Here is a 25727-nt window from a genome sequence, read left to right as displayed (position 1 = left end):
CCCTTCAAATTGATTGAAGAATTAATTCAATTGGTATTATTTCCAAAGACAACCCTAAAGATAAAAATAAAGCGACTTAGAGCCGCTTTATACTTTAACTTTAAACTTCGCTAGACACGTTCTAATACAGTGCGATCTTTAACCACCGCGAAATGTCCAACATCCAAGTCGTGAGACGAAACACTTTGGCTATTCAACCATTCGTACCACCATGCTTTATGCGCTTGTTCTCGATCTTTCATCCAAAACAGTTCAGCCTTACCGGTGAAAACAGGCAGCGTCTCAATATTGACAGCAGCCAAAAATAGCGGTTGGAAGGCCAGATATAAATCGTATAAGTCTTGAGCCGTTAACTGTCCATAACCCGTCATAAACTCCGTCCTTGGGTGCTCAAACACTTGCTGCATCAACCTTTGAATGTCATCACTTGATATCTGCTGTTGAGCAGAACATTCAGCCAGCGTACTTTGTATTTCAACGTCTTGCATCAAGGCAAACCCACTTTCTTCGCTCAGTAATAAGCTGAAGAAAGTTTGTAGCTGCATCATTGGGCCTATTTGCTCTGCCAGTGTTGAGCGCTGTGCACTTGCATTAGGTGGCGAGTAAGGGTCAAGTAAAAGCAGCTGCTCTACTTGCTCACCTTGTTGTTCTAACTCAGCGGCAATAGCGTGCGCCAACACGCCACCTAAAGACCAGCCACATAAACGGTATGGTCCGCGAGCTTGCACTTTGCGAATTTCGCTCAGATGCGATGCCACCAGTGCAGATAAATCAGCAGCTTGTCCAGTTAAAGAACCAGGCTGATAAGTCAGCCCGTACACCGTACGCTTGCCATCGAGATGCCTTGCCAAAGTGGTGTAGTCCAACACTTTACCAAAACCATCATGTAAGCAAAATAGCGCACTTGCAGCAGCTGATTTTTGATTCAGTGCGATAATAGGCTCGCTACAAAGTGTATTTCCAGAGCCGGTAGCGCCTTGCAATTCAGTCAACTGCAAGGCTAACTGACTCAGATCTGCGGTTTCAAACATGTGTTTTACCGCCATTTCAAAACCACGTTGGCGCATCAATGACACCACTTTTAGACATGCGATAGAATCGCCGCCAAGCGTAAAGAAATTAGCAAAACGACTGATATTATTGATTCCTAAAACCTCAGACCAGACTTGCGCCACACTTTGCTCCATGTCGTTTATTGGCGCAACAAACTCTCCGCTATCTTGCCAAACCGGTTCCGGTAAAGCGTCGCGGTCAATTTTCCCATTCGGGCTAAGTGGCAAGCGCTCAAGACTCAAAATGCTGTTTGGCACCATATAGTCGGGTAAGACTTTGGCTAAGATGCTTTTTAGCTCATCACTTGACTGTACTTGTTGAGACTGCACATAGCCAACTAAACGCTCGCCTGATGGCGAAGGCTTTGCTAATACAACGGCTTTTTGAATACCGCTAATACTTGCAAGCTGAGCTTCAATTTCTTCAAGTTCAATACGTAGGCCTCGGATCTTAACTTGGTGGTCAAGTCGGCCCATGTATTCTATCAGCCCTTCTTTATTCCAACGCACCAAATCACCGGTACGGTAAAGGCGACCACCTGATGCGGATATCGGATCGGCAACAAACCGCTCTGCAGTTAAGTCAGGGCGGTTAAGATAACCCCGGCTCAACCCTACTCCACCTAAATAGAGCTCACCTACTACCCCTTGAGGAACTGGCGTCAAGTATTCATCGAGTACGTAGCAACTGGTGTTTGAGATAGCACGACCGATTGGAATTGTGGTTCGTGGCGCTTGCGTAAACTCCCAGTTGGTCACATGAATTGTGGTTTCTGTTGGTCCATATAAATTATGCACCTTGGCATTTGGCAGCGCGGCGAACATACGTTGACGAAGTTCCGGTGGCGCAGCCTCTCCTCCTACCATAATGTTACGTAAATAGTTCTCTTCATTGGGGTTAGTTTGCTCAATAAAGGCTTGTAGCATCGTCGGTACAAAACTTGCTGTTGTAACTTGTTGCGCCTTGATAAGTGCAATTAATTTGTCTGGATCTTTATGATCTCCGGGTTCAGATACTACAATGCGGCCGCCTTGACTCAGTGGGAAAAATAGCTCCCAACAAGACACATCAAAGCCAAACGGCGCCTTATGTAACACCGCATCTTCCCGTGTGAGTTGATACTCGCGCTGCATCCACTGCATACAGCTAACCAGTGAGCGGTGACTAATAGCCACGCCTTTAGGTCGTCCCGTCGAGCCTGAGGTATAAATCACATAAGCCAGTTGCTCTAGGTGAGCATCGACAATGAGATTATCTTGGCTGTATGGCGCTAAGTCTATCTGTTGCCATACACACTGCGTGATCTGCTCAGGGAATGGCGGCAGTGCATCTACCCCTTCAGCATGAGTCAATAGCAACTGTACGCCACTCGATGCCACAATATATTGCAAACGCTCCGCTGGATAATCTAAATCTAGTGGTACGTACGAGGCACCCACTTTCATGATTGCCAACAGACTTATCACGGTTTCAACACTACGCCACATGCCCACAGCGACTCGGCTCTCTATACCCACGCCTCGTGATTGTAGATAATGCGCGAGCTGATTCGCTTGTTGGTTAAGCTCAGCGTAACGCACGTGATTGTTTTTAAATGTGACGGCAATAGCGTCAGGCTGTTTTTGCACCTGTGCTTCAAATAAGCGGTAGACCGCTTGCTGGGTGTTCTCTTTGGTGGTGTTTTCGCTCCACAAGCGCTGAGTTTGCCACGCATTGTCAGTCAACGCTTGCCAATCACCTAGCTGTTTTAGTGCAGGCTCTGCGACAAGCTGAGTCAAAGCATTCAGTAAATAGCCACACAACTGCGCAGGTTCAACACTCGGTAGTGTTTGCGCTACGATGTTAAAGCCATCGCCAGCATCGTCAATAGAAACTCCAATAGGGTAATTGGTGCGTTCCTCACCGCCAAATACTTGCCAGCCATCATCGGTAACATAGAGCTTTTTCGAATCACCATGTTTGTGCGCATTTGGGCTATAGCGATAGTTCAACAGCGTCGAAAACAGCGGCGTTCCTTTCGCTACGTTGCTGCAAGATTGTGCTTTGGATAAGCTCGCACTTTCATGGCAAATAAGCGCAGTTAACAGCTGCTGCGCTTGTTGCAATCCTGATTTAAGATCTGCTTGGCGCAATCGAAAACGGATCGGCAATGTATTGATAAACATGCCAACAGCCCTATCGGCGCCTTCTCCACCTTGTGAGCGGCCAAACATCACCGTGCCAAATACCGGATCATTTAGTCCGGTCAGCTTTTGTAGCACCATCGCCCAAGCTAGGTGGAATACCGCCGCAGCACTGGTGTTTTGCTTTACGGCAAGGTGGCGCACTTGGGCGGCCAGTGCTTCAGGCACGGCAGTTTCGTGCGTTAGAATGTCCTCACCTGTGCCCTTAATATCTAACAACCCAAATGGCGCAGTTGGCGTTTCTATATCCCCTAATAATTCGCTAAAGAACGTATTTTGCTCCGCTTCGGCCTCTGGGTTTTGCTGCGCTAGCGCCACAAAATGTCTAAACGGCACAGGCTCTGGCAGTAGCGCGGCATTACCCGCTAAAATCATCTGCACTTCTTCAACGAGTACTTCTAAGCTGGTGTGATCCATCACTAAATGATGACTCGGCAGTTGCAACCAGCAGGTCTCGTCTTGCACTTCGGCAATAGCGATGGCGGCAATTAAAGGTGCACACTGTGTGTTTAGTCTAAAGTGGGTTGGATCTACGGCTTCATTTAAGCGTCTTGCTGCTGCCGTTAAGCCTGCTTCATCAGCAGCTAATGGCGCATCACAGGCATAATCTAACCACTTGATTTCCACTTTGGCCTGACGCTGCACGACTTGCACAGGCTCAGGCAGGCCCTGCCAAAAAATGGCTGTCCGCAGAATATCATGACGGGCAATAACCAGGTTAAGCGCATCAACAAATGCACTTAGCTGCGCGCGGCTTTCAAAACGTAATAGATTAGGCGTAATGTAAGCGTCGCCTTTTTCTTGCAAAGTATGGTGGAATAAAATTCCCGACTGCAGCGGTGCCAGCGGATAAATGTCTTGGACATTTTGTACGCCCCCATCTACTTGCTCGACGACTTTAGCTATCTGATCATTATCTAGACTGACCAATGGCAGCATTTCACTGGTGATAACAGCGGTATCCGTCGCAATCCCTGACCATGCGGTTTCTGGTGCCGTATCTTGGCGGTAAGGCGTAAGGGCAGCCGCGAAGTGTTTGAGCACTGGCTGACTAAATAGGGTTTTCACTTGTGCTTGCCAGCCAGCTTGGCGGGCACGCTCCACCAGCTTAATCGCCAGCAATGAGTGGCCACCTAACGAGAAGAAGTTGTCATCCCTGCCCACTCGCTCAAGGCCGAGTAAATCTGCCCATAGGTGTGCAGCCATGGTTTCAGCCTCACCTATCGGTGCGCTGTATTCTTGCGCTTTGGCCCATTGCGGCTCAGGCAAAGCTTTGCTATCGACTTTACCATTGGCTGTCAGTGGCATTTTATCTAACACCACAAACGCATTGGGCACCATATAATCCGGGACATTTTCACCAAGCGCTTGAGCTAATTGCTGCTCATCTTGAATACTACCAGTTACATAAGCGACCAATTTATCGCCGGTCGCCAAGTGTTTCACTAATACTTTGGCTTCGCGCACTTGAGGTAAGCGTCTTAACTGCTCGGCAATTTCACCTAGTTCTATTCTAAACCCTCTGATCTGTACTTGGTCATCACTACGACCTAGGTATTCAATCTCACCGTTTTGATTCCAGCGCGCCAAATCACCAGTACGATACATCCTTTGGCCATTACCTAACACGCTGTCTGCAACAAAGCGTTCGGCGGTTAAATCTGGTCGGGCAAAATACCCTCTGGCCAGCTGGATGCCTCCTATGTATAACTCTCCAGTAACGCCCTCTGGCACGGGGTTTAAACTGGCATCTAAAATATAGGTATGGGTTTGTGAAATACCTTGGCCAATAGGCGCTAAGCTTCTATTGTCGTTAATAAAAGGCCAGTGGGTTACATGAATTGTGGTTTCTGTTGGCCCATACAAGTTGTTCATCACAACATCAGGCAGTGCCTTGTATGTGTCACGGAATAATTCAGCAGGCACGGCTTCACCACCACACATGATATGCCGCAGCGAGGTGCATTCGGCCACATCAGGTAGCTCGATAAAGGCCTGTAATAAAGCAGGAGGAAATGAGGTTATTGCAACGCTTTGTTGTTGGATAAGTCGCTTCAGTTCGAGCGGATCGCGTTGGTCACCAGGTTTTGCAACCACCACAGACATCCCTTCACTCAGAGGGAAGAAAATCTCCCAGCAAGACACGTCAAACCCAAAAGCGGCTTTGTGCAATACCGCTTCCTCAGGTTGTGGAGAATATTGTCTTGCCATCCATGCCATGCAGTTACTCAGTGCACGATGGCTGATCGCAGCTCCTTTCGGGCGACCCGTTGAGCCCGAAGTATAAATCATATAAGCCAATTGCTCGGGATGAATAGCCACATCGAGCGGTTGAGCTGACAACGTTTGCCAAGGCAATTGTGCTAAGTTGACGACTGGCAGAGAAGCCAAATGGTGTGTGATCTGCGTATCTTGCAGCACCTCGGTTAATTTCGACTGTGCGTCAGGGTGAGTGATAATGGCTGTGAGTTGACTATTTTCTGCGATGTAAGCCAGTCGCTCTGGCGGATAATCTTGGTCCATAGGCACAAAGGCAGCGCCAGTTTTTAACACGCCTAATAACGTCACTACCGTATCCATACTGCGCTGTAGCGCTACACCGACTCTATCTTCGCGACCAATATTTAGGCTTTGAAGGTGCTGCGCAAGCTGATTTGAACGTTCATCCAGTTGTTTATAGCTCAACGTTAAATCTGCAAATACCGCTGCCACTGCATCTGGCTGGGTGTCAGCCAAACGGCTAAACTTTTGCTGCACTGGGGTGGTGTCTTCTAGTTGTGGATTTAACCCCCAACGCTGCCATTGCTGCGTTTCACTATCGTCTAGCAAGTTAATGTCACCAAGGGCCATAGTCGGCTCAGTGAGCAAGGCAGCAAGCACTCGCTCAAAGTGCTGACTCATGCGAACAATGCGTTGAGTGGAGATGGCCTTTTGATCGTAAGTAAAGGTCAACAAGCAAGCGCCCGCTCGGTTTTCATGAGCATCTAACACCAACTCAAACTGCACTTCTCCTGTGGTTGCGGGCAATTCACCCACTTTGAGCCCAGGCAACTGTTGTAACTGGCTTAAATCACCAAACTGATAGTTAAACAATATTTGAAATAACGGATGCACTTCGCTACTTCGCTCAGGTTGCAAGGCTTCAACTAATTGCTCAAAAGGTAAATCTTGATATTCTTGTGCTCCAAGTGTGGAAGCCTTTACCTGTGCTAAAACCTGTTGCAATGAAGTGCGGCTGTCAAAGCGGTTATCCTGCACTTGGGTGTTGACGAATAAGCCGACCAAATTGGCGACTTCAGCCCGTTGTCGATTCGCGATTGGCGTACCGACACGGATCTGCTCCATCCCAGTATAGCGCTGTAGCAATACCTGAAATGCCGTCAGCAATACCATGTAATGAGAAACCTGATGGCTGGTGGCAAAAGTACCTAGCTGCTGCGTTAAGCTCTGTGGTAATTGCCAAGCGTGTGAGGCACCGCGAGCGCTGCCATGCTCTGAGTTTTGAGCTAAACCATTATCCACCTTAAGCTGTAACACTGGCTGTTCGTCACCGAGCTTTTGCTGCCAATACGCTAACTGACGCTCAAGCTCACCGGCCGTCATCCAGTCTTTCTGCCATTTAGCATAATCACCATAGGCAATATTCAGTGCTGGTAGCGCTGATTGGGCCAGCTGGCTCGATAAATCTCCCGGTGCAATTTCAGCGCTAAGCAATTGGCTATACAGCGCGGCAAATTCTCCCACTAAAAGCTGTAAGGAACCACCATCGGCAATAATATGATGCACTACCACCACCAGTTGATATTGGTTTGGCGCAAGCGTGAGTAACCCCACGCGGATTAAGTTGCCTTGGGTGAGATTAAACGGTGTGTTTAACCATTGCTGACGCACCGCATCAATGTTATCACCTGCTCCTACCTCTACCTGAAAATCATTGGCAATCTCGATTGGTAGCACCTGCTGCTTTACCTCAGCTTCAACTTGTACAAATTGCGTGCGAAGCGAACTGTGACGAGCAATTAATAGTTGAAAAGCACGTGTCAACGCACTCAGGTTTACCTCACCTTCAAGCTGTAACCCCCCAGTGATGTGATACGCTGCACTGTCTGGGTCTAAATGCCATAAAAACCATTGACGTTGCTGTGCATAAGACAGCTCAGCAGCCTCAGCTGAGTGATGAAAAGGTAAAACGGGAAACTGACGCATGTTCAGCCCATCGGCTTGCACCTTTTGATAGACCAGCTGACGTTTTTCTTGAGGTAACTGATGAAAGCGCTCAGCAATGCGTTGGATGACCTCACTGCTCATTATAGGTTCTCCATAAATGCTTCTAAGTCGAGCAAGGCATCTTCTTGCTCTGGATTTGTTTGTGCTGAAATAATTGCAGCTAAGTCTTTTAGTATTGGATTAGCAAAGGCGTCGCGCACCGCAATGTCTACACCAAATTGTGCTTGGATTTGACTCAGGGTTTCCACCGCAAGTAAAGAATGTCCGCCAAGTGCAAAAAAGTTGTCGTCACGTCCGACTTTTTCAAGCTGCAGCACCTGCTGCCATATCTCGGCCAGTCCACTTTCGATTTCACCTTGTGGTGCCGCAAACGTTGAAAATTGCTGTAACGATGGCTCAGGTAAAGCTTTACGGTCTAGCTTGCCATTCACGGTGAGCGGCAATTTTTCAAGCTGCACAAACACACTAGGGAGCATATATTGCGGCAACTGAGTAGTGAGTTGCGAGTTAAGCGTATCAGGCTCAAACTCAGCGTCATTTGCTAACACCAAATATGCCACTAATTGCTCGCCACCAACGCTACTTTTCACTAACACCGCAGCATCAACTACATTGGCTAATTGCCTTAGCTGGCTCTCTATTTCGCCCAATTCAATCCGCAAACCACGGATCTTCACTTGCTGATCTAAGCGGCCTAAAAACTCAAGTTGACCTTCATCATTCCAAACTACCTTGTCGCCAGTGCGATACATTCTAGCGCCTTGGCTGTTGCTATCGGCAAATGGATTCGCGACAAAACGATCGGCACTGAGATCCGGTCTAGATAAGTAACCGCGCGCCAAGCACTCACCGGCGAGATATAACTCTCCTGCCACCCCTATCGGCACTTGATTGAGCGCACCATCCAATACATAAGCTTGTACGCCAGAGATAGGTTTACCAATTGGAATAACGTCATCTTGCTGGCGACACTGCCAGCTTGTCACCTCTATCGCCGTTTCTGTCGGTCCATAAAGATTGTGCAGTGCCGTTTGTTCAAAGTAGCTAAAAAATTGCTGTTGGGTTTGCAAGGTAAGCATTTCACCGCTCGTAAATACTTGGCGTAAACTTGGGCATAAGGTTTTTCCGCCCAGCGCTTCGCGTGAGCTGCTTATCCCCGTCATAAATGCTTGCAACATGGAGGGAACAAAATGACAAACCGTCACCGCTTCTGTTTCAATAAGTTGCCGAATTTGTGTCGGCTCTTTGTGTTGTTCTGGCGCTGCTAATACTAGGCTTGCACCTTGCGTTAATGGCCAGAAAAACTCCCAAATAGAAACATCAAAACCAAATGGCGTTTTTTGCAACACCCTATCACTGCCTTGCAGCTGATAGCGAGTTTGCCCCCAAGCCAAACGATTTGCGACGCCGCGATGTACACATGCAACCCCTTTGGGCTTGCCGGTTGAGCCTGAGGTATAAATCACATAGGCTAAGTTATCTAAATGGATTGTCACATTGGGTGCTGTGGTTGGATAAGCGCTTAACTCTAAGTGCTCAAGCCATGTTACTTGAGCGCTGATATTCTCTGCCAGCTGCGCTTTTACTGGAGCATGACTCAAGATACAAGCACAGGCGCTTTGCTCAATAATATAGTGTAAGCGTGCCTCGGGCAGTTGAGGCTCGATTGGTACGTAGGCCGCACCTGCTTGAAGCGTAGCCAGCATCGCCACCACCATCTCAATGCTGCGCTCAAATAGCAATGCCACTTTCGACTCATGGCTGATATTTTGCGCCACCAAATACTGTGCTAATTGATTTACCCGTTGCTGTAATTCAGCATAGGTGACAGACCCGCCCATAAACCTTAACGCAATCGCGTCTGGGGTTTTCTGTGCCTGAAGCGCAAATGCTTGAGGTACGCTAAGCAAGCTTGCTGAAGTTTTACCGCCGGATTCAAGCGCCGCTAAAGCGGCTTTCCGCTCAGCACTGTTCAGTGAAAGATCGCGAATTTGAGTCTCTGGAGCTTGGCAAAAGGTGCGCAGGAGTGACTGATATTGCTCATCAAATGTAGAGATCCAAGCCGCTGAAAGTTTACTACTATCAACACGCCATTGTAATTGCACGCCACCATCACTTAGCTCGGTTGTATCTAGCGCAAGGTCGCACATTATGCCCTGAGTCAAACTAAAGTAATTGGTCAACGAGGCACCATGCAATTGTGCTAAACCACTGCTGCTATCTTTGAGGTGATTGAACATCACTTGATAAGGCGTTGCGCCCTGCAAGTTAGGTTGAAAACGCTTCATCAGTGAATCTACGGGGATGTCTTGTTGCGCTTGGATTGCTAATGCCTGTTTGGCACAGTTACGCAATAGCTGCTGTAGCGTCAATTCACCAGCAACAGGTAACCGCATCAGCTGTATATTAACAAAAAAGCCGACCACATTATGGGTAGCAAACTGATTCCGATTTGCCACCGGAACCGCCGTCAGCAGCTCATCTTCGTTTGTGTATCTATGCAGCAAAGCTTGATACGCAGTCAATAACACGACGAATAGCGAGACCCCTTGTTCACGCGCAAATTGTGTGACTTGTGCTGCCAATTGCGCGGGTAACTGAGTAACGAGTTGCTCTGCCTTAGGTACACTATTCGCTGAGTTTGCCACACCAAGTTCAACCACAGGCAAGGAACCTGTGAGTTGCTGCTGCCAAAATTGCCACTGCTGCTGTACTTGCTCCGCATCACTGTTAAGCCAATCATTTTGCCACTGAGCAAAGTCAGTATAATCTAGCCGGTTCGCGTCATGGGTGATGGGTTGAGCGAGACTCGCTTTTTGATAAATTTCAACGAAGTCTTTAATAATCAAGCTCTTCGACCACGCATCACTAATTATGTGGTGCATCACGACTAAGAGTACGTGCTGCTCTGGAGCAAACTGCAACCACTGCATTCGCATCAAAGGACCGGTCCGTAAATCAAAGGGCGCTGCTGCAAAACGCGCCAACCTTGTTTTATAAACCTGTTCTTGCGCCTGTTCGTGACTCAGCTCTGTATCATGTGCTTGCAGTGCTGCGACTTCAGCGGCTAATTCGTGTTGCTCAACCCATTCCAGCGGTAAGCGCAGTGTCGGCAAAACCACTTGCGCAGGTTTAGCCCCTTCCCCCTCAACAAATTGAGTACGCAGCCCAGCATGGCGCTCAGATAAGTGATCTAAGCTTGCACGCAGCGCGTCTTTGTCTAGATGGCCACTTAAACACATCCCCCCACCAAGGTGGTATGCGGTATTTTCAGGGTTGATCAACCACTCAAACCACAGCCTTTGCTGCGCCGCCGATAACGGCGCTTGAAGTTTGCCAAGTTTTTTAATTACTGGCGCACTCGACTGAACTGGCTGTTTATCCTCGAGCTGTTTAAGCATGGCTTTTTTCTGCGCCAGTGTCATATTACCTTTGCGCGCTGCCAATAGTGCATTGATCGACATGCTTATTTCGCTCCCTCAGCCAGCTCTTCGGCCAGCTCTTGCTGGAGCTCTTGTATTAGAATGGCTTCTATTACTCGAGCAAGACCCAATATGGTTGGCTCTTTAAAAAAGGATGCTGGCGACAAGGTCACTTCGAACTTATTGCTTAGTTGCGACATGATTTGTACCCCCATTAAGGAGTCACCGCCCAGCTCAAACAAATTATCGTGAATACCTATTTGCTCTATCCCCAACATGGCGCTCCAGACTTGCGCAATACCAACTTGTAAATCATCTTCTGGCGCAACATATGGCGTTGATAACTCAGGACGCTCATAGCCACCACTGCGAGGTGTCGCATCTGCCATAGTCAATTCTGCATCTAACAGGTTACCTTTGGTGGCTTCTAATCGTGCAGGAAGGTCGAGCGTTGAGACCGCAACTTGCGGCAATATTGGTGCGCTGAGTATGCGCGCCATAACTTCAACCCCTTGCTGAGGCGCGATACCGACTCCGTCAGGCATATCCATATCACCAGCCATGCCGACCTCTCGCCAACTGTCCCAGTTAACGGCCAGTATTGGATAACCGCCTGTTTGCACCGATTGCTGAGCGTATTGCTGTGCAATACCATCTAGATAGGCATTCGCTGACGCGTAGGCGGCCTTAGATAAACCACCTGCAATGCTGGCAAGCGATGAGCACAACACCATAAAGTCCAGTGGCTGCTCGTTAAATAAAGCCAACAAATGTTGCGTTCCCACAACTTTGGCAGCAAACATCTGCTCGATAAACGCAGCATCCGTCGAACTAATTAAGGACGTTGCACCACTCCCAGCGGCGTGGATCACCCCATTGATCTGCCCAAACTGCTGATGTGCTTGTGCGACAACCTCTGCCATTTGTTCAAAGTCCGCCACATTCGCTTGTTTAACCAGTACCTGCGCACCAAAAGATTGCAATTGTGCTAACTTTTGCTGTTGTGCCTCTGAAGGCGTGCTGCGACCAAGCAAGACTAATTTAGCCTGGTAGTGCTCCGCCAAATGCTCAGCCATTACCAAACCAACGCCACCTAAACCGCCGGTAATTAAGTACACCCCACCTTGGCGATAAATCGCTTCATTTTGCTTAGGTTTGGCCGTCGCTTCAAAGCCCATCAGCCAACGATGATAAGACCGATAAGCAACCACCTCGCCCGCTTCGCCATGCTGCTCTGACAACAACCAATCTATCCAGTCACCGTGAAGTTGTGCACCAAAATCAACCAGTTGACATTGAATGTGTGGGAACTCCTGCGGGATGACTTTACATGGGCCAAGTAACATCGACTGAGCGGGTGAAATCTCATCATTACCCGACACATCGGCCAACCCTTGGCTCACTACGCTCAAATTAACCGGCTGACCTAACTGTTGCGATTCAAGTGCTTGAGCAAGTGCGATTAGGCTCATCATGCCCTGTTGTTGAGTTTGGTTTAAATCAGCAGGCTCGCTGGTCGGCAAGCTCCACAAATGGAATATATGCGATACAGGACCATGAATTTGATTCACGCTTGCAATAAGTTGCTGATAGTCGCTCAACTGAGCCGCGCGGATCACAAACTCATTATCCGATTCTTGCTGAAATGCTTGCCCTAATTTGACCCGAATTAGCTTATCGCTCTGCGTGTGTAGCTTATCAAGGAGCAGGTCGCAGGCCTTATGCTGTGTTTCAAATAGCAAAGTACAACCCAGTTCAACCGGCTGAGTTAAATCAGGAACCGAGCGCTTATATGAAGGGATGTAACACCACTGTTCAATCGGTTTTGGTGCCAAGGCGTTATGGTTGTTTTGCGCCACAATATTTGCATCGGCTTCAATCCAAAAACGTTTTCGCTCAAACGGGTAAACAGGTAAGGCGACGCGATGAGGTGTCTGCTCATACAAGGCATCCCAATCAATCTCTACGCCTTCAATCCATAAACGTCCCAAGGCTAAGGCAAAGTGTTGCTCTGTCTCTTGCGCTTTTCTTGGGTGTGGTAGCGAAGTGACAATACTCGTTTGCGCTTTTACTTCTGCATCCCGTCCAGCAAGTTGACTTAGCGTATTACTTGGTCCCACTTCGAGTAGCACAGTTTGTTCTAAGCCATTTTCTGACTCTGGATTGTCAAGATTGACGATAGTGCGCAGACCTTGGTTAAAGCGCACCGCTTGTGCTAAATGCTGCGCCCAATATTGAGGGTCGGTCGCTTGTTGGTCGGTTATCCAAGTGCCTGTTACATTCGATACAAATGGAATGCTTGGGGCATTGCGCTGAACCTGAGCAATCAACTTAGCCAGTTGATCACCTGCATCACTCACCAAGGACGAATGGAACGCATGGGAAACATGTAAAGGCTGTACTACGACCCCTTGCTCAGTGAGCCTATTTGATAGTGCCGCTATCGCTTGCTCTGAGCCCGATACAACACAGTTTTCAGGGCTATTCACCGCTGCCAGCTCAACTTTATGCTCAAGATTGTCGGTATCAAGATAAGGAGCTAAAGCGGCTTCTGAGAGCGCCACCGATAACATACAGCCCGGTGCTTGCGCCTGAATAAATTCGCCCCGCTTGGCGACCAGGTATAATGCATCCTCTAAACTAAACACCCCCGCAATACACGCGGCGACGTATTCGCCGATACTGTGGCCAATCATAGCACTGGGCTTTACTCCCCACGCCAACCATTGCTGCGCCAATGCATATTCCACAGCAAATAATACCGGCTGAGTGACTGAGGTTTGTTTTAGTTGCGCCGCACCGTGCTCAACGTCCGCTTCATCAACAAAAATAAGGTCTTTAATATCTTGCCCAACATGCGCTATCAGGCCCTCCCGACAGCGGTCAAATGCATCTCTAAACACGCTTTCTGACTCATACAGTGCGCGGGCCATATTGATATGCTGCGAACCTTGCCCTGGGAACATAAAGGTAACGGGCCTGTCACCTGAAACCGTTAACTGCCCTTGCGCTCTTAATGTGCTGGTATCGTCAGCCAGTGCTGCAATCGCTTGATCACTATTTTGCGCCACCACGACGGCACGATGGGTTAGGCCTTTCCTACCCACTTGCAAAGTGTAAGCACTGTCTTGCCACAAAGGCTGAGTGCTAGCTTGCTTAAACCAAGTTGCTAACTGCTCGCGGCGACTGGCCAGTGCAGTTTTGGTGTGGCCCGACAGCGGTAAGATTTGCCAGTTGCGCTGCGACTGCGTCGCACGTTGAACTGGTGGCTCCTCAAGGACCACATGCACATTGGTGCCACCAATACCGAATGAACTCACCCCAGCACGGCGTGGGCCTGTTTCATTTGACCAAGGCGTCAGCTTATCCGCGACATAGAACGGGCTATTGGCAAAGTCAATTTCTGGGTTAGCTTGTTTGTAGTGCAAACTCGGCGGGATTTGTCCGTGCTTCACTGTCAGCGCGGCCTTAATTAACCCGGTAACCCCTGCGGCTGCATCTAGGTGGCCAACATTCGATTTTACCGAGCCTACAGCACAATATTGCGTTTGCTCAGTATCCATTCGGTAGGCGCGGGTGAGCGCAGCAATTTCAATGGGGTCGCCAATCACCGTACCGGTACCATGCGCTTCAACGTAACCAATGCTCTCTGCCGGGGTATCAGCCATTTCCAGTGCTGCGGCGATAACTTCAGCCTGCCCATCCACACTAGGTGCGGTGTAACCTGCTTTAGTATTACCATCATTATTCATTGCAGAGCCCTTGATCACGGCATAAATGGTATCGCCATCAGCCATTGCATCTTCAAGGCGTTTAAGTACCACGACACCAGAGCCAGAACCAATTACCGTCCCTTGAGAATCTGCGTCAAACGGACGACAGTGACCATCTGGAGACAAAATTGCGCCGGGTTGATATACATAACCGCCCTGATGCAAAAAGTTCAACCATGAGCCGCCAGCCAAGGTCATATCTGACTCATAATTCAATAATGAGCGTGTCGCCATGTGGACTGCAGCCAAGGAAGTTGAGCACGCCGTTTGTACCGTTACCGCAGGGCCCTTTAGGTTTAGTTTGTAGGCCAGTGTCATGGTCATGGCATCTTTGTTATTACCGTTCATCAGCGCTTGTAGCTGCGAGATATTACCAAGATCGCTAAAACGGCCACTTTGCATCAAATTAGAGATTAGATAAGTGTTTACGCCACAGCCGCCATAGACACCTATTGGAAAGTCACACTTGTCACCATCGTAGCCAGCATTTTCCAGCGCCTGCCAAGCGGTTTCTAAAAAGAGACGTTGCTGCGGGTCAAGCTCTTCGGCTTCACGCGGTGAATAGCCAAAAAATGACGCGTCAAACTTGTCTTGATCAGGCAACAATGCACACCGAGGGACAAAGTTGGGGTCAGCAATAGTCGCTTCCGGCACCCCAAGTTCACGTAATTCTGCCTCTGTGAAGGTTTTGATTGATTCAACCCCGTTTTTTAGGTTTTCCCACAGGGCATCTACGTTCTCAGCTCCTGGGAAACGACCTGCTAGGCCGACAATGGCAATATCTGTGCTTGAATAAGTTTCTGTAGTCATGCTTAGCTTTCCACTTTTGTGCGTGTTTTTTTCAAGAAGGCTTGGCGCTGGCGTTGACCGCGCGCCGATGCTTTTTTCAGTTCTTTGGCAACTGCTTGCTGTGCATTCGCAACGCCTTCAGGTGTACGTTGTTCAAAGTAAGTGGCCATGGCACTTACGGTTGTCATATGAAACAGTTCTAACATGGTCAATTTGCAGCTAAATTCAGCTTCAAGACGTTGCTGAATTTGACCAAACAATAGGGAGTGACCGCCCAAGTCAAAGAAGTTGTCATGCAGGCCTATTTGTTTCGCATCTAGACCTAGCACTTCCGCCCAAATCGCAGCGACTTTATTTGCTAAGCCGCCTGTTGGTACTTGATGGCTTTCACCACTCCCCCACTGAGGTTCGGGTAAGTGATGACGGTCAATTTTGCCATTGGCCGTCACAGGCAAGTTTGCCAATACGGTGATACAACTCGGGACCATGTAGTCTGGTAGTTTTTGCAGTAAACTTTGCTTCAGTGTTTGCGCGCTAGGTAATACGCCTTGGCCATTCGCCTCAGCGCCAACATAAGCCACCAAATGTGTCCCAGAATGACCATGTTGGCCATCACCGTCTTTGGCCAATACAACCGCTTCTTTAATGTGTGGAAGTGCCATTAATTGCGCTTCAACTTCACCGAGCTCTATCCGAAAACCACGAATTTTGACTTGATGATCGATGCGCCCTAAATATTCCAGTTCATCGCGTTGATTCCAACGAACCAAGTCTCCCGTTCGATATAAGACTTCGCCATCGCTACTAAATGGGTTGGCAACAAAACGCTCTGCGGTCAGGGCTGGACGCCCCAAATAACCACGAGCAACACCACGACCACCCACGTAAAGTTCACCGCTTGCTCCTTGTGGTACAGGATTCAGATCGGCGTCTAAAATATAGGCCTCACGCGCACCTATCGGCTTGCCAATTGGTACAGTGCTAACCTCATGTAGCTCACCTGGTAAACTGATCCATGCCGTTGGTGTAATAATGGTTTCAGTTGGCCCATAGGCGTTGACAATCCGAGGCGCAGAAAACGCCCGATGAGCGTCTTGATAATCTGTGCGGCTAAATTCTTCACCGCCGACAATACAGGTGCGAATTTGCTTACAGTCGTGCAAATGCGGCGTCAAAAGGCGTAAATAGGCGGGCGGTAAATGCAGTGCCGTCACCTTGTGCACGTTTATTAACTCACTGACGGCCTCCACATTGAGCTGCGCCTTAGTCGCCAGCACTAACGCACCACCTTTGATCAGTGGTGTCATCCACTGCTCACCTGCGGCATCAAAGTTAATCGAAAAGAACTGCAGCTCCGTGTGCTCGCTATCCACTCCATATACGTCAACCATATTTTGAATATGCATGGACAATGGGCCATGCGTAACGGCAACCCCTTTGGGCAACCCGGTCGAACCTGAGGTGTAAATAACATACGCTAAGTGCTGGGAATGTGATGCAATCGCAGGGTTAGTCGTCGCAAAGTCGCCAAGTGATATATGCTCGTATGCAAGCACTGGGATGGCGTTTTCAGCGTTTGGAATATGCGCCACGAGCGCAGCATTCGTCAGCACCAACTTAACCCCGCTATCCTTCACCATGTGAACAAGCCTGTCCTCAGGGTACGTCGGATCGAGTGGCACATAGGCGGCTCCCGCTTTCCAAATCGCAAATAGGGTGACATACATCTCAATACCGCGCTCAAGCGCCATACCGACACAATCTTCAGGCCCAATACCTCGACTTTTTAAATAGTGCGCGAGCTGGTTGGCTCGTTGATTTAATGCGTTATAACTCACGGTTTGTTGGTTGAAGATAAGTGCGGGCGCATCTGGCGTGCGCTTCACTTGCTCCTCAAACAATTGATAAATGGTAGAGTCATCCGTTGCAACCGCAGGCCCTTTGGCAACCTGAGTCAACCACGCTTGCTCTGCCGAGGTTTGCACACATAGCTGCGCAAGTGGCGTTGCGTCAGACTCAAGCTGGGCATGTAGCAGAGCAACATATCGCTCAGCCATACGCGCTATCGTTTGCGGCAAAAATAGTGCTCTGGGATAAACAAACTCTAGCGCTACTTGATCCTCTTCTAGCTCGTAAGTTTCGAGCGTTAAGTCAAATTGCGGCGCCACTTCTAGCGGCTGCCAAGCGCGGGCTGATAAGTTAGTATCCGTTGCGACCAACGGCTGCCATGCACGAGTATCATGCTCCGTATGGCTAAACATTACCTGGAAAAGCGGATGCGTATCGACGCTCCGTTCCGGCGCTAGCGCTTCGACTAGATACTCAAAAGGAACATCTTGATTTGCTTGTGCGCCCAAGACGGCAGTTTTGACTTGCGCCACAATATCTTGCAAACAAGTCTGACCCGAAAACTTCGCAGGGATCACTTGGGTATTTACAAAAAAGCCTACTAACTCTTGGAGTTGAGGCAAATGGCGGTTCGCAACTGGTATCCCCACTCGAATGTCATGTTGCCCAGTATAACGATAAAGCAAAGCATGAAAACTGGCTAACATCACCATAAATAAGCTGGCGTTTTGTTTGGCCGCTTGGCGACGAAGTTGCTTAACCAGTTGAGCCGGTAAGACGACACTGTGATTTGCACCTAACAGTTGCTTATTATTTTCAGGAGAGTGCGATTTATTGACTCGAGGAAAATCCGTGCATAACTGCAAAATAGGTTGCTCATCGCAGGCGAGTAGTGCTTGCCACCACGCTAATTGTGCTTGTGCCGCATCGGAGGTGAGATATGAGCGCTGCCACAAAGAAAAATCTTGATAGGTGATTGCGCCCTCTCGCACTTTACTCGCACTCAAGGTTCCCAAATAAATATGCGCAAGTTGGTCTAGTAATATTTGCATCGATACGCCATCGGAAACGATGTGATGCATCACTATAATCAGCTGATAGCCTTGCTCACCTAGATTAATTAGCGCCGCGTTGACGACATCCCCTTTAGTTAAATCAAATGCGTATTGACTCACTGTGGCAACCAATTCAGTCAATGCCGAAGTTTGCTGCGGCGCTGCAACATTACTTAAGTCAAATTGTTGCAGCGGCCAATGACCCGTTTGCGCAACCACTTGGATTGCCGTACCAAGTTCATCGGTATCAAAGCGTGTGCGCAGCGCTTGGTGTTCAGCCACCAGAGTATTTAATGCGTTTTGCAAGCGCGTAGCGTCGATATCTGAGTGTAGGTTGATGCGCGCACCAATATTGTAAGCACTGCTATGGGGCTCTAGTTGCCATAAAAACCATAGTCTCGCTTGCGCATGAGACATTGGAACGGCCTGCTCAATTCCATACTCGTTGGCAATAATGGAATTGATTGATGACACGTTGGAAGCTTCTTTAGCCACCAACTGTTGGCGTTGTGACGCGGCCAAAATAGCATCGGCTTGCTCGCCTAAGCGCAAACAATGAAATATTTCTGTAGGATCAAACTTCACTTGCCAGTGTTGCTCAATGGCGTGAATTAACTGCACCGCTTTTAGCGAGTTACCGCCTTCTGCTAGAAAGTGTGCGTCACGACTAAAATCACTCTTACGATTGAGCACGGCTTGCCAGATATTGGCCAGTGCTTGCTCGTGTTCTGATAAAGGTGCTGGGGCCAAAGTATCTGCCAGTGTTTGACCACGCACCAGCTGATTATGTGCATAAATCGCATAAGCCTTATCAGCATTATCTTCTGACAATGGCGCAGCGACACTCAGTTCAGCGGCTTGCGTCCACATTTGTTTGCAGGCGCTGCGCTGCAATTTGCCACTGGACGTTTTTGGCAAGCTTGCAGGTTGCATCATCAAAACGCCTGTGACGGACTCATCACAATATTCTGCAACGATTTCCTTTAAGCGATTAACCAACAACTGCGGGCTCACTTGGCGCTGAACCTTGCGCGCAATTTCTAGGGCCACGCCAACGCCTTCGCTATGGTTATCCGTGGCTGCAAATACCGCGATCCGACCTTTACGGGCGAACTCAAATTCTGCTTCGATAATTTTTTCAATATCCTGAGGGTAGATATTGCGACCATGAGAAATGATCAAATCCTTGATGCGGCCAACGATGTATAGTTGATTATCTTGCCACACTCCTAAGTCCCCAGTGCGCAGCCAGCGCGCTTGCTCATGTTCTACAAAGGTGTCTGCTGTTGCAGCTGGGTTTTGCCAATAGCCCTGAGCAATACTCGGCCCCGATACCCAAATTTCACCCACATGTCCTGCCGGCAATGCCGCCTTGGTCGTGCTGTCTGTGATCCGTATACTATGATGTGAAGCTGGTACGCCACAGGCTACCTGTTTTACGCCGTGCTCAGCTTGTTGTGCGATACCTTGTGCAAGCGAGGCGGCAGAAAGTGACTGTACCACTAAGCCAGATTGTCTTTTTGGCCCAGTAACAAATAAGGTGGCTTCAGCCAATCCATAACAAGGGTATATGGCTTGAGGATTAAAACCTGCAGGCGTGGCTTGTGCAAAAAAGCTATCAAGCGTATCGACCCTTACAGGCTCTGCGCCACTAAAGGCCACTTGCCAAGAAGACAGATCCAAATTCGCCATTGCGCTTGGTCTTATCCTTTCAACACACAAGCGATAACCAAAATCTGGACCACCGCTTGACGTACCTCGATGTCTAGCAATTGCTTCAAGCCAGCGGATCGGTTTTTCAAGGAAGTAGCGAGGCGACATCAAGACACATTTTGAGCCATTGAATAAAGGCAAAATCAAGCCAGCCATTAATCCCATATCGTGGTACAGAGGTAACCAAGACACCACAACCTCGTCTGCTATCACCCCACTCCCTTCGCTGATGGCAATTTCATTTGCAATCAAATTACCGTGACTCACCATAACACCCTTTGGTGCTGCCGTTGAGCCTGAGGTATATTGTAAAAATGCCAACTCTTGTGGTTGTGGCGTATGCGCTTGCCAGCAGGTATTCTCTTGATAATTTAACTGGTCAACAAACATTAAACTTGCAGCACTTAGGCCGCTGTTGTGCATTTCTTGTTTGGCTAGTTCAACTAACTGATGATCTGCAGAATGCGCTAAAATAGCGGTTGCTTGACAATTTAACGCAATCCCAACAACGCGCTGAATATGCTGAGAACGTGAAGATTCGGGAACAAATAAAGGAACCGCGATGAGACCGGCATAAAGGCATGCGAAGAAACTGATAACATACTGTTCATTGTTATCTAGCATCAACAGCACGCGATCACCTTGACGACACTGTAGCTGCAGCTCGGCCGCTAGTCTTTTAATCTGTATATCTAATTCACCATAGGTAAATGAGCGCTCATCCAGCACACCTTCTTTGTCACTAACGACCACCAACGCGGTTTTATCTGCTTGGATCTGGGCAAGGTGTTGTAAACGCTCAACCATGCTGTGGGGCGTCTCGCCCGTGAGATACGGGTTTAGTTGTAATGGCTTGTGTTGCATATTGCAGCTCTACCTCAATTTTTCTAAATGGGCTCGCGACTAGAGACAAGATTAAAAAGCGAACCGACTAATACCAAGTGTTTAATGCTGTGTGATAACCCAAGTCCTCAAGTGCAGCGCTTGGTTTTACTCACAACTACTGACCAAAGCAGCCGCTGATGTATTATGGCGACTCAGTGTTTGCTCAAGTGCAGACAACACTGAAGCTTGGGCACTGTGAATATAAAAATGCCCACCAGCGAAACCTTGTTGCGATAATGGATGACGGGCGTGCTGCTGCCACGCCAGCACTTCGCTAACACTGATTAAGTCATCGTGGCCATAAAAAGTGGTTACCGGCACGGTTATTTGCGAAGGGCTAGATGGCGCAAACGAGCGCAATGCGCGATAGTCAGCGGCCAGCACCTCAAGCGTCATTTCCAATAAATCAGCATTGTCAAATAGCATGTCTGGCGTTCCTCCCTGCGCTCGCAATTCAGCAATGAGCGCTTGCCGATCATTAGGTTCTGGATAGCGCTCAGGATGAATAAACTGTGGCGCAGGACACGCCGATAGCATCAAAGTGTTAGGCAAAGGTAAATTGCGCTGTTGCAACTGCAGTGTTACGCCATAGGCAAGCAAAGCTCCCATGCTATGACCAAAAAAAGCATAATCACCGATCATCTCATGCTGGTAACACTGAAGTATCGCACTCACTTGCTCGTAGTAGTTTTCGACTTTCTCTTCATCTAACCTAGGGCCTCTTCCTGCAAGCTCAATGGGCACTAGCTTTATCCAGCTAGGCAATTGCCGACTCCAACGTAAGTACATTGAGGCACTCGCCCCAGCACAAGGCAGGCACAACAGCTTAATGCTTGGTGTACTCACGCGTCACCTTGTTGCGCTTGCTCAGCCATCCACTGACGCAAAGAAGCAGGACGCATATCAGTCCAGTGCTCGTTAATGTAGCTTTGCACGTGGGCCTTATCGCCCTGAACGCCAGCTACAGCTTGCCAACCCGCTGGTACCGCTTTCCACTCGGGCCAAATTGAATATTGTTCTTCTTGATTAATAAGCACGATGAAGGTTTCATCTTCGCGGTCAAAACAGCTCACTGACATGACATCTCCTGATAAATATTGCACTGCTACTATAGGCAGTCGGTTTACATTCTGATGAGGTTGGGTAGCCATGAGGTATGTATCTCCGTGCTACCTTCTCAACATGCCAATAAATTTGGCGATATTGCCTCTGTAGACGAATAGAAATGCGAATTGTTTAAAGAAAAAAGCGTCTATATTCTGATTTTTTACCAGTGCAGATAATTGCAAGCATATAGGTAGGGATATCGCGGCCTAAATATGCTTAGCCGCTAAGCGGTCATCAAGTTAAACGCAGTGATAGTGTTGGCTTGCACTGCGCTCAACTTTAACCACTCAGGTTATTTATGCAGCTGCCTCTTCACGCTGATAAAGTTGGCCGTGCTCCATTCGCAACAGTCGATCGGCGCAGTCAAAATACTTATCGTCATGAGAGATAACCAACAGCGTTTTACCCTGCGCTTTAAGCTCTGGTAATAACTGGCGATAAAACACCTCTTTAAATATAGGATCTTGGTCCGCCGCCCATTCATCAAAGACTAAAAACGGACGCTGCTCTAAATGGGCTACCACCATGGCTAGCCGCTTTCTTTGCCCTTGAGATAACGCACGCGTTGAAAATGCACCATTGGCAACATGCACTTTACGATTAAGTTGGAGCTTTTCTAACAGTGAGTTTGCGGCCGCATCTAATTCAGTTGAAGGGATATCCAGCAATTCTTCAAACAAATAAAAGTCAGAGAAAATTGCGGTGAAAAGCTGTCTATACTCATCTAGATCTTCAGGGTTAATGGTTTTGCCATCTAAGCGAAGTTGACCAGTATTACTCTTGTATAATCCGACCAACATCTTAGCCAGCGTGGTTTTGCCACTGCCATTACCGCCAACCAAAAAGACAATTTCCCCCGGTTTAAACGATAAATCGATAGGTCCAAGTGTGAATAAATCATCAGAAGGTTCATGATAAAACTGATGTGTTAACCCGCTTAATTCAAGCTGTTTAAACGAGGAAGGCGCATTCGGTAAGTGCTTTTCTTTCGCTCCTTCGGATAAATGCGCGGTAACAGCTTCAATGCGTGCAGCTGATGCTTTCGCTATATTGGCCGCGGGCAGAGCCTTTAGTAAGTTCTCTAAGGGCGCAATCATATATATAAAGACCAACGCAAAGCCCGTTAGTATTTGGGTACGCTGCGCTGAATCTGCTACCAGCGCGAACAAAACCGCGCCAATAAATGCGTAGATTAAGAAATTTCCCCAAGCGGTAGAAATAACAAAGACAGACATGCCCACCGTCCGTTGCTTACGAACCGATTCAATGGAATCTCCAAGCACGTTATCTGCAAATCGCTGTCTTTTACCAGCATGCAAGCGTAGCTCTTTGGCACCATCAACCAAAGCACTAAAGTGTCCAAACAAGCGATCTTGCTCTTTTGCTGCACCATTTAAATAGCCGATGGCTTTGAGGTGAACCAAATGATAGCCAATAGAGCCTAAACCCAAGACCACCAGCGCCATCACAAATACATCCAGCGATAACCAAGCGATATAAGCCATACAACCAATTACAATAATACCATTGACGACGATCACCGGTAACCGGACGAAAAACTCAGCAACTTTTAAACAGTGTTCAGACAGCGCTGATTGCACCTTGGCTCCGCCTACTTCTTCAAGTTGACGATAATCTGCTTGCAGCACCTTATCTGAAATATGCCTTCTCAGCACAGCATGTGCCTGTTGACTCAATCGCTCAAACAATGTTGAAGCCACCACCTGAAAAACCAGCACAGCCACCACCAAAGCCACAAAAATACCAAAAAATTGATTGGCTTCTTGTTGTGATGAATTCAATACCTTATTAATTTGCGTGAGTAACAATACGGCACACACACCGCAGATTGCACTCGTGAACACAGCCGCACCTAACAACCATTTTGATTGACGAATTAAATACCCAAGCACACGATTTCCTCATAATTCAATTACTGAGTCTGATAGCAACAAGACGAAGCACTTCTAAAGTTGTTTAACGAAAGTCTAAAAAAAACTAGATTTATACCAATTTACCTAAATGTTGAGGCCAGAAAATCTTGTCTTTAGCCAGGCAAAAATTTTGCTATTTAGTTGTTCTAACTGATAAATTTTTAACACAGCTCGCGTCAGATTTAATCCCTCCAAATCGAGCAAGTATGAAGTCAAACTGGTATTGTCTGCCTAAAGGCGAGCAACTTACTCACCAGCGGGCAAATTAAGGTGTTGCTTAGCGCCAAAAAAATCACTGAGCACCGTTAAATAAATCTGCTCGATTTCCAGTAAATCACTTATGGGTAAACACTCATTGGCTTGGTGTATCGTGTCGTTTTTAACACCACATTCAATCGTTTGGGTGTGACCATTGGCAAAAAAACGCCCATCAGACGTACCTCCAGCGGTGTTCACTATGGGGTATCTCGCAGTGCACTGCACTATCGCGTTTTCCACTAGGTTTAAGAATGAATCTTCGATATCTGCACTGGTATAGTAGGGGTTACATGCCCTTGACCAATCTAGGCTCAGGTTGTCTTTAAATCTTGCCAGATGATTTTCGATAATGCCGATGATCTCTTGATTACAATATCCATGGCTGTATCTAATATTGAAATTAACCTGACACGCTTCAGGTACGATATTATCCACATCAGTCGTCGTATTGACGCCCGTGACTTGAAGGGTTGTTTTGACATCTGGTTGGTCTTTTTGCCACTGTAAACTGCATAGTATCGCCACTACTTTACCCGCGATATGTGCTGCATTGACCGTTTGTTCGGGGTAAGCGACATGGCCTGCTTTCCCTTCAATTTTTATGGCACCTGAGATTGAGCCGCGGCGACCATTTCGGATCACATCACCCACTCGATTGTGCGACGTAGGCTCTCCAACAAGGCAAGCATCAATCGTTACACCATCTTGACTGAGTCGCTCGACGATTCGCTTGGTACCAAATTCAGCTTCCCCCTCTTCGTCGGATGTCAGCAACCAATAAAAAGTGCCTTTAAGCTTTTGCCTCGAAGCCAGCAAGACGCGTGTGGCACTCAACATGGCAGCAATGCCCCCTTTCATATCGGACACGCCCCGACCATAGATAACATCGTTTACGACAGTCGCTTTAAATGGATCGGAATGCCAATGCTCCTGCTCAGCGGGGACAACATCAACATGACCAGAAAATGCAAAACTTGGCCCTTCAGAAAAAACCTGCTTGGCTATAAGGTTACGCACTCCATTTTCTTCAAACCATGAGGTTTCAAACCCGAGTTCCTCAAGATATTGGGCGATTGTTAAGATCAACCCGGCATCACAAGGCGTCACAGACGGCGCCGCGATGAACTCCTGTAGAAGACTTATAGAGGTACTTATTTGGGTTATTTTTTTAGTTAGTTCTTGCATGTAGAGCCTAGTTCCCAAGCCGAATATTTGTTTTTGTTGCACACCACTTTTAAGCAGCAACCACGACACTCAGACTAGTGACGAAACTAAACTAAATTTTTTTACATAAGATTATTGATTTGTCGGCGTTCGGTATTTTTTACCCCGCCAAAACATGTAATTTGACCATTAACTGCATTTTTCTAGTGCCGTTTTTGGCAGATAACAGCCAAACAAACATAAGCACTAAAGTAATGTGGGAGTTTGAGACTAAAAGGCGGTATTAAATTAATGAAGTTGCGCTTCGTCATTAACC

General features: G+C 47.9%; 8 protein-coding genes. All 8 read right to left on the bottom strand.

Features of this window, described 5'->3' with window-relative positions; all coding sequences use genetic code 11:
- Positions 1-110: 110 nt before the first annotated feature.
- Positions 111-7544: a non-ribosomal peptide synthetase gene (locus tag MHN32_RS09880; protein WP_239421628.1), complete on the bottom strand. Its 7434-nt coding sequence runs from the start codon at positions 7542-7544 to the stop codon at positions 111-113.
- A complete protein-coding gene (locus MHN32_RS09875; RefSeq protein ID WP_239421627.1) occupies positions 7544-10927 on the bottom strand; it encodes an amino acid adenylation domain-containing protein in 3384 nt (1127 codons plus the stop codon). Before MHN32_RS09875 ends, MHN32_RS09880 begins: the two co-directional genes overlap by 1 nt.
- A 2-nt stretch (positions 10928-10929) precedes the next feature.
- Positions 10930-15468 carry a type I polyketide synthase gene (locus MHN32_RS09870; RefSeq protein ID WP_239421626.1) on the bottom strand — a complete coding sequence of 1513 codons (4539 nt, stop codon included), beginning with the start codon at positions 15466-15468 and terminating at the stop codon, positions 10930-10932.
- 2 nt (positions 15469-15470) lie between these two features.
- Positions 15471-20927, bottom strand: coding sequence for a non-ribosomal peptide synthetase (locus tag MHN32_RS09865; RefSeq protein WP_239421625.1), 5457 nt, complete (start codon positions 20925-20927; stop codon positions 15471-15473).
- Positions 20928-21053: 126 nt separating this feature from the next.
- On the bottom strand, positions 21054-21794 hold the full coding sequence (locus MHN32_RS09860) for an alpha/beta fold hydrolase (protein WP_239421624.1): 741 nt from the start codon (positions 21792-21794) through the stop codon (positions 21054-21056).
- Positions 21791-22027: an MbtH family NRPS accessory protein gene (locus tag MHN32_RS09855; protein WP_010607677.1), complete on the bottom strand. Its 237-nt coding sequence runs from the start codon at positions 22025-22027 to the stop codon at positions 21791-21793. The genes MHN32_RS09860 and MHN32_RS09855 overlap by 4 nt, the downstream gene beginning before the upstream one ends.
- Before the next feature lie 324 nt (positions 22028-22351).
- Positions 22352-23968 (bottom strand): cyclic peptide export ABC transporter, encoded by a 1617-nt coding sequence (locus MHN32_RS09850; protein WP_239421623.1) that lies wholly within the window; start codon positions 23966-23968, stop codon positions 22352-22354.
- A gap of 267 nt (positions 23969-24235) precedes the next feature.
- A complete protein-coding gene (dapE, locus tag MHN32_RS09845) occupies positions 24236-25432 on the bottom strand; it encodes a succinyl-diaminopimelate desuccinylase (protein WP_239421622.1) in 1197 nt (398 codons plus the stop codon).
- Positions 25433-25727: the final 295 nt, after the last annotated feature.

It is taken from the genome of Pseudoalteromonas sp. Of11M-6 (assembly GCF_022347905.1).
In the GTDB taxonomy this organism is placed as follows: Bacteria; Pseudomonadota; Gammaproteobacteria; order Enterobacterales; family Alteromonadaceae; genus Pseudoalteromonas.
This window is presented reverse-complemented; position numbering and strand designations above follow the sequence as displayed.

Excerpts from the sequence above, each read along its gene's own strand:
- MHN32_RS09855 (WP_010607677.1), bottom strand. The coding sequence starts at position 22,027 with ATGTCAGTGAGCTGTTTTGACCGCGAAGATGAAACCTTCATCGTGCTT.
- MHN32_RS09865 (WP_239421625.1), bottom strand. The coding sequence starts at position 20,927 with ATGCAACACAAGCCATTACAACTAAACCCGTATCTCACGGGCGAGACG.
- MHN32_RS09870 (WP_239421626.1), bottom strand. The coding sequence starts at position 15,468 with ATGACTACAGAAACTTATTCAAGCACAGATATTGCCATTGTCGGCCTA.
- dapE (WP_239421622.1), bottom strand. The coding sequence starts at position 25,432 with ATGCAAGAACTAACTAAAAAAATAACCCAAATAAGTACCTCTATAAGT.
- MHN32_RS09875 (WP_239421627.1), bottom strand. The coding sequence starts at position 10,927 with ATGTCGATCAATGCACTATTGGCAGCGCGCAAAGGTAATATGACACTG.
- MHN32_RS09880 (WP_239421628.1), bottom strand. The coding sequence starts at position 7,544 with ATGAGCAGTGAGGTCATCCAACGCATTGCTGAGCGCTTTCATCAGTTA.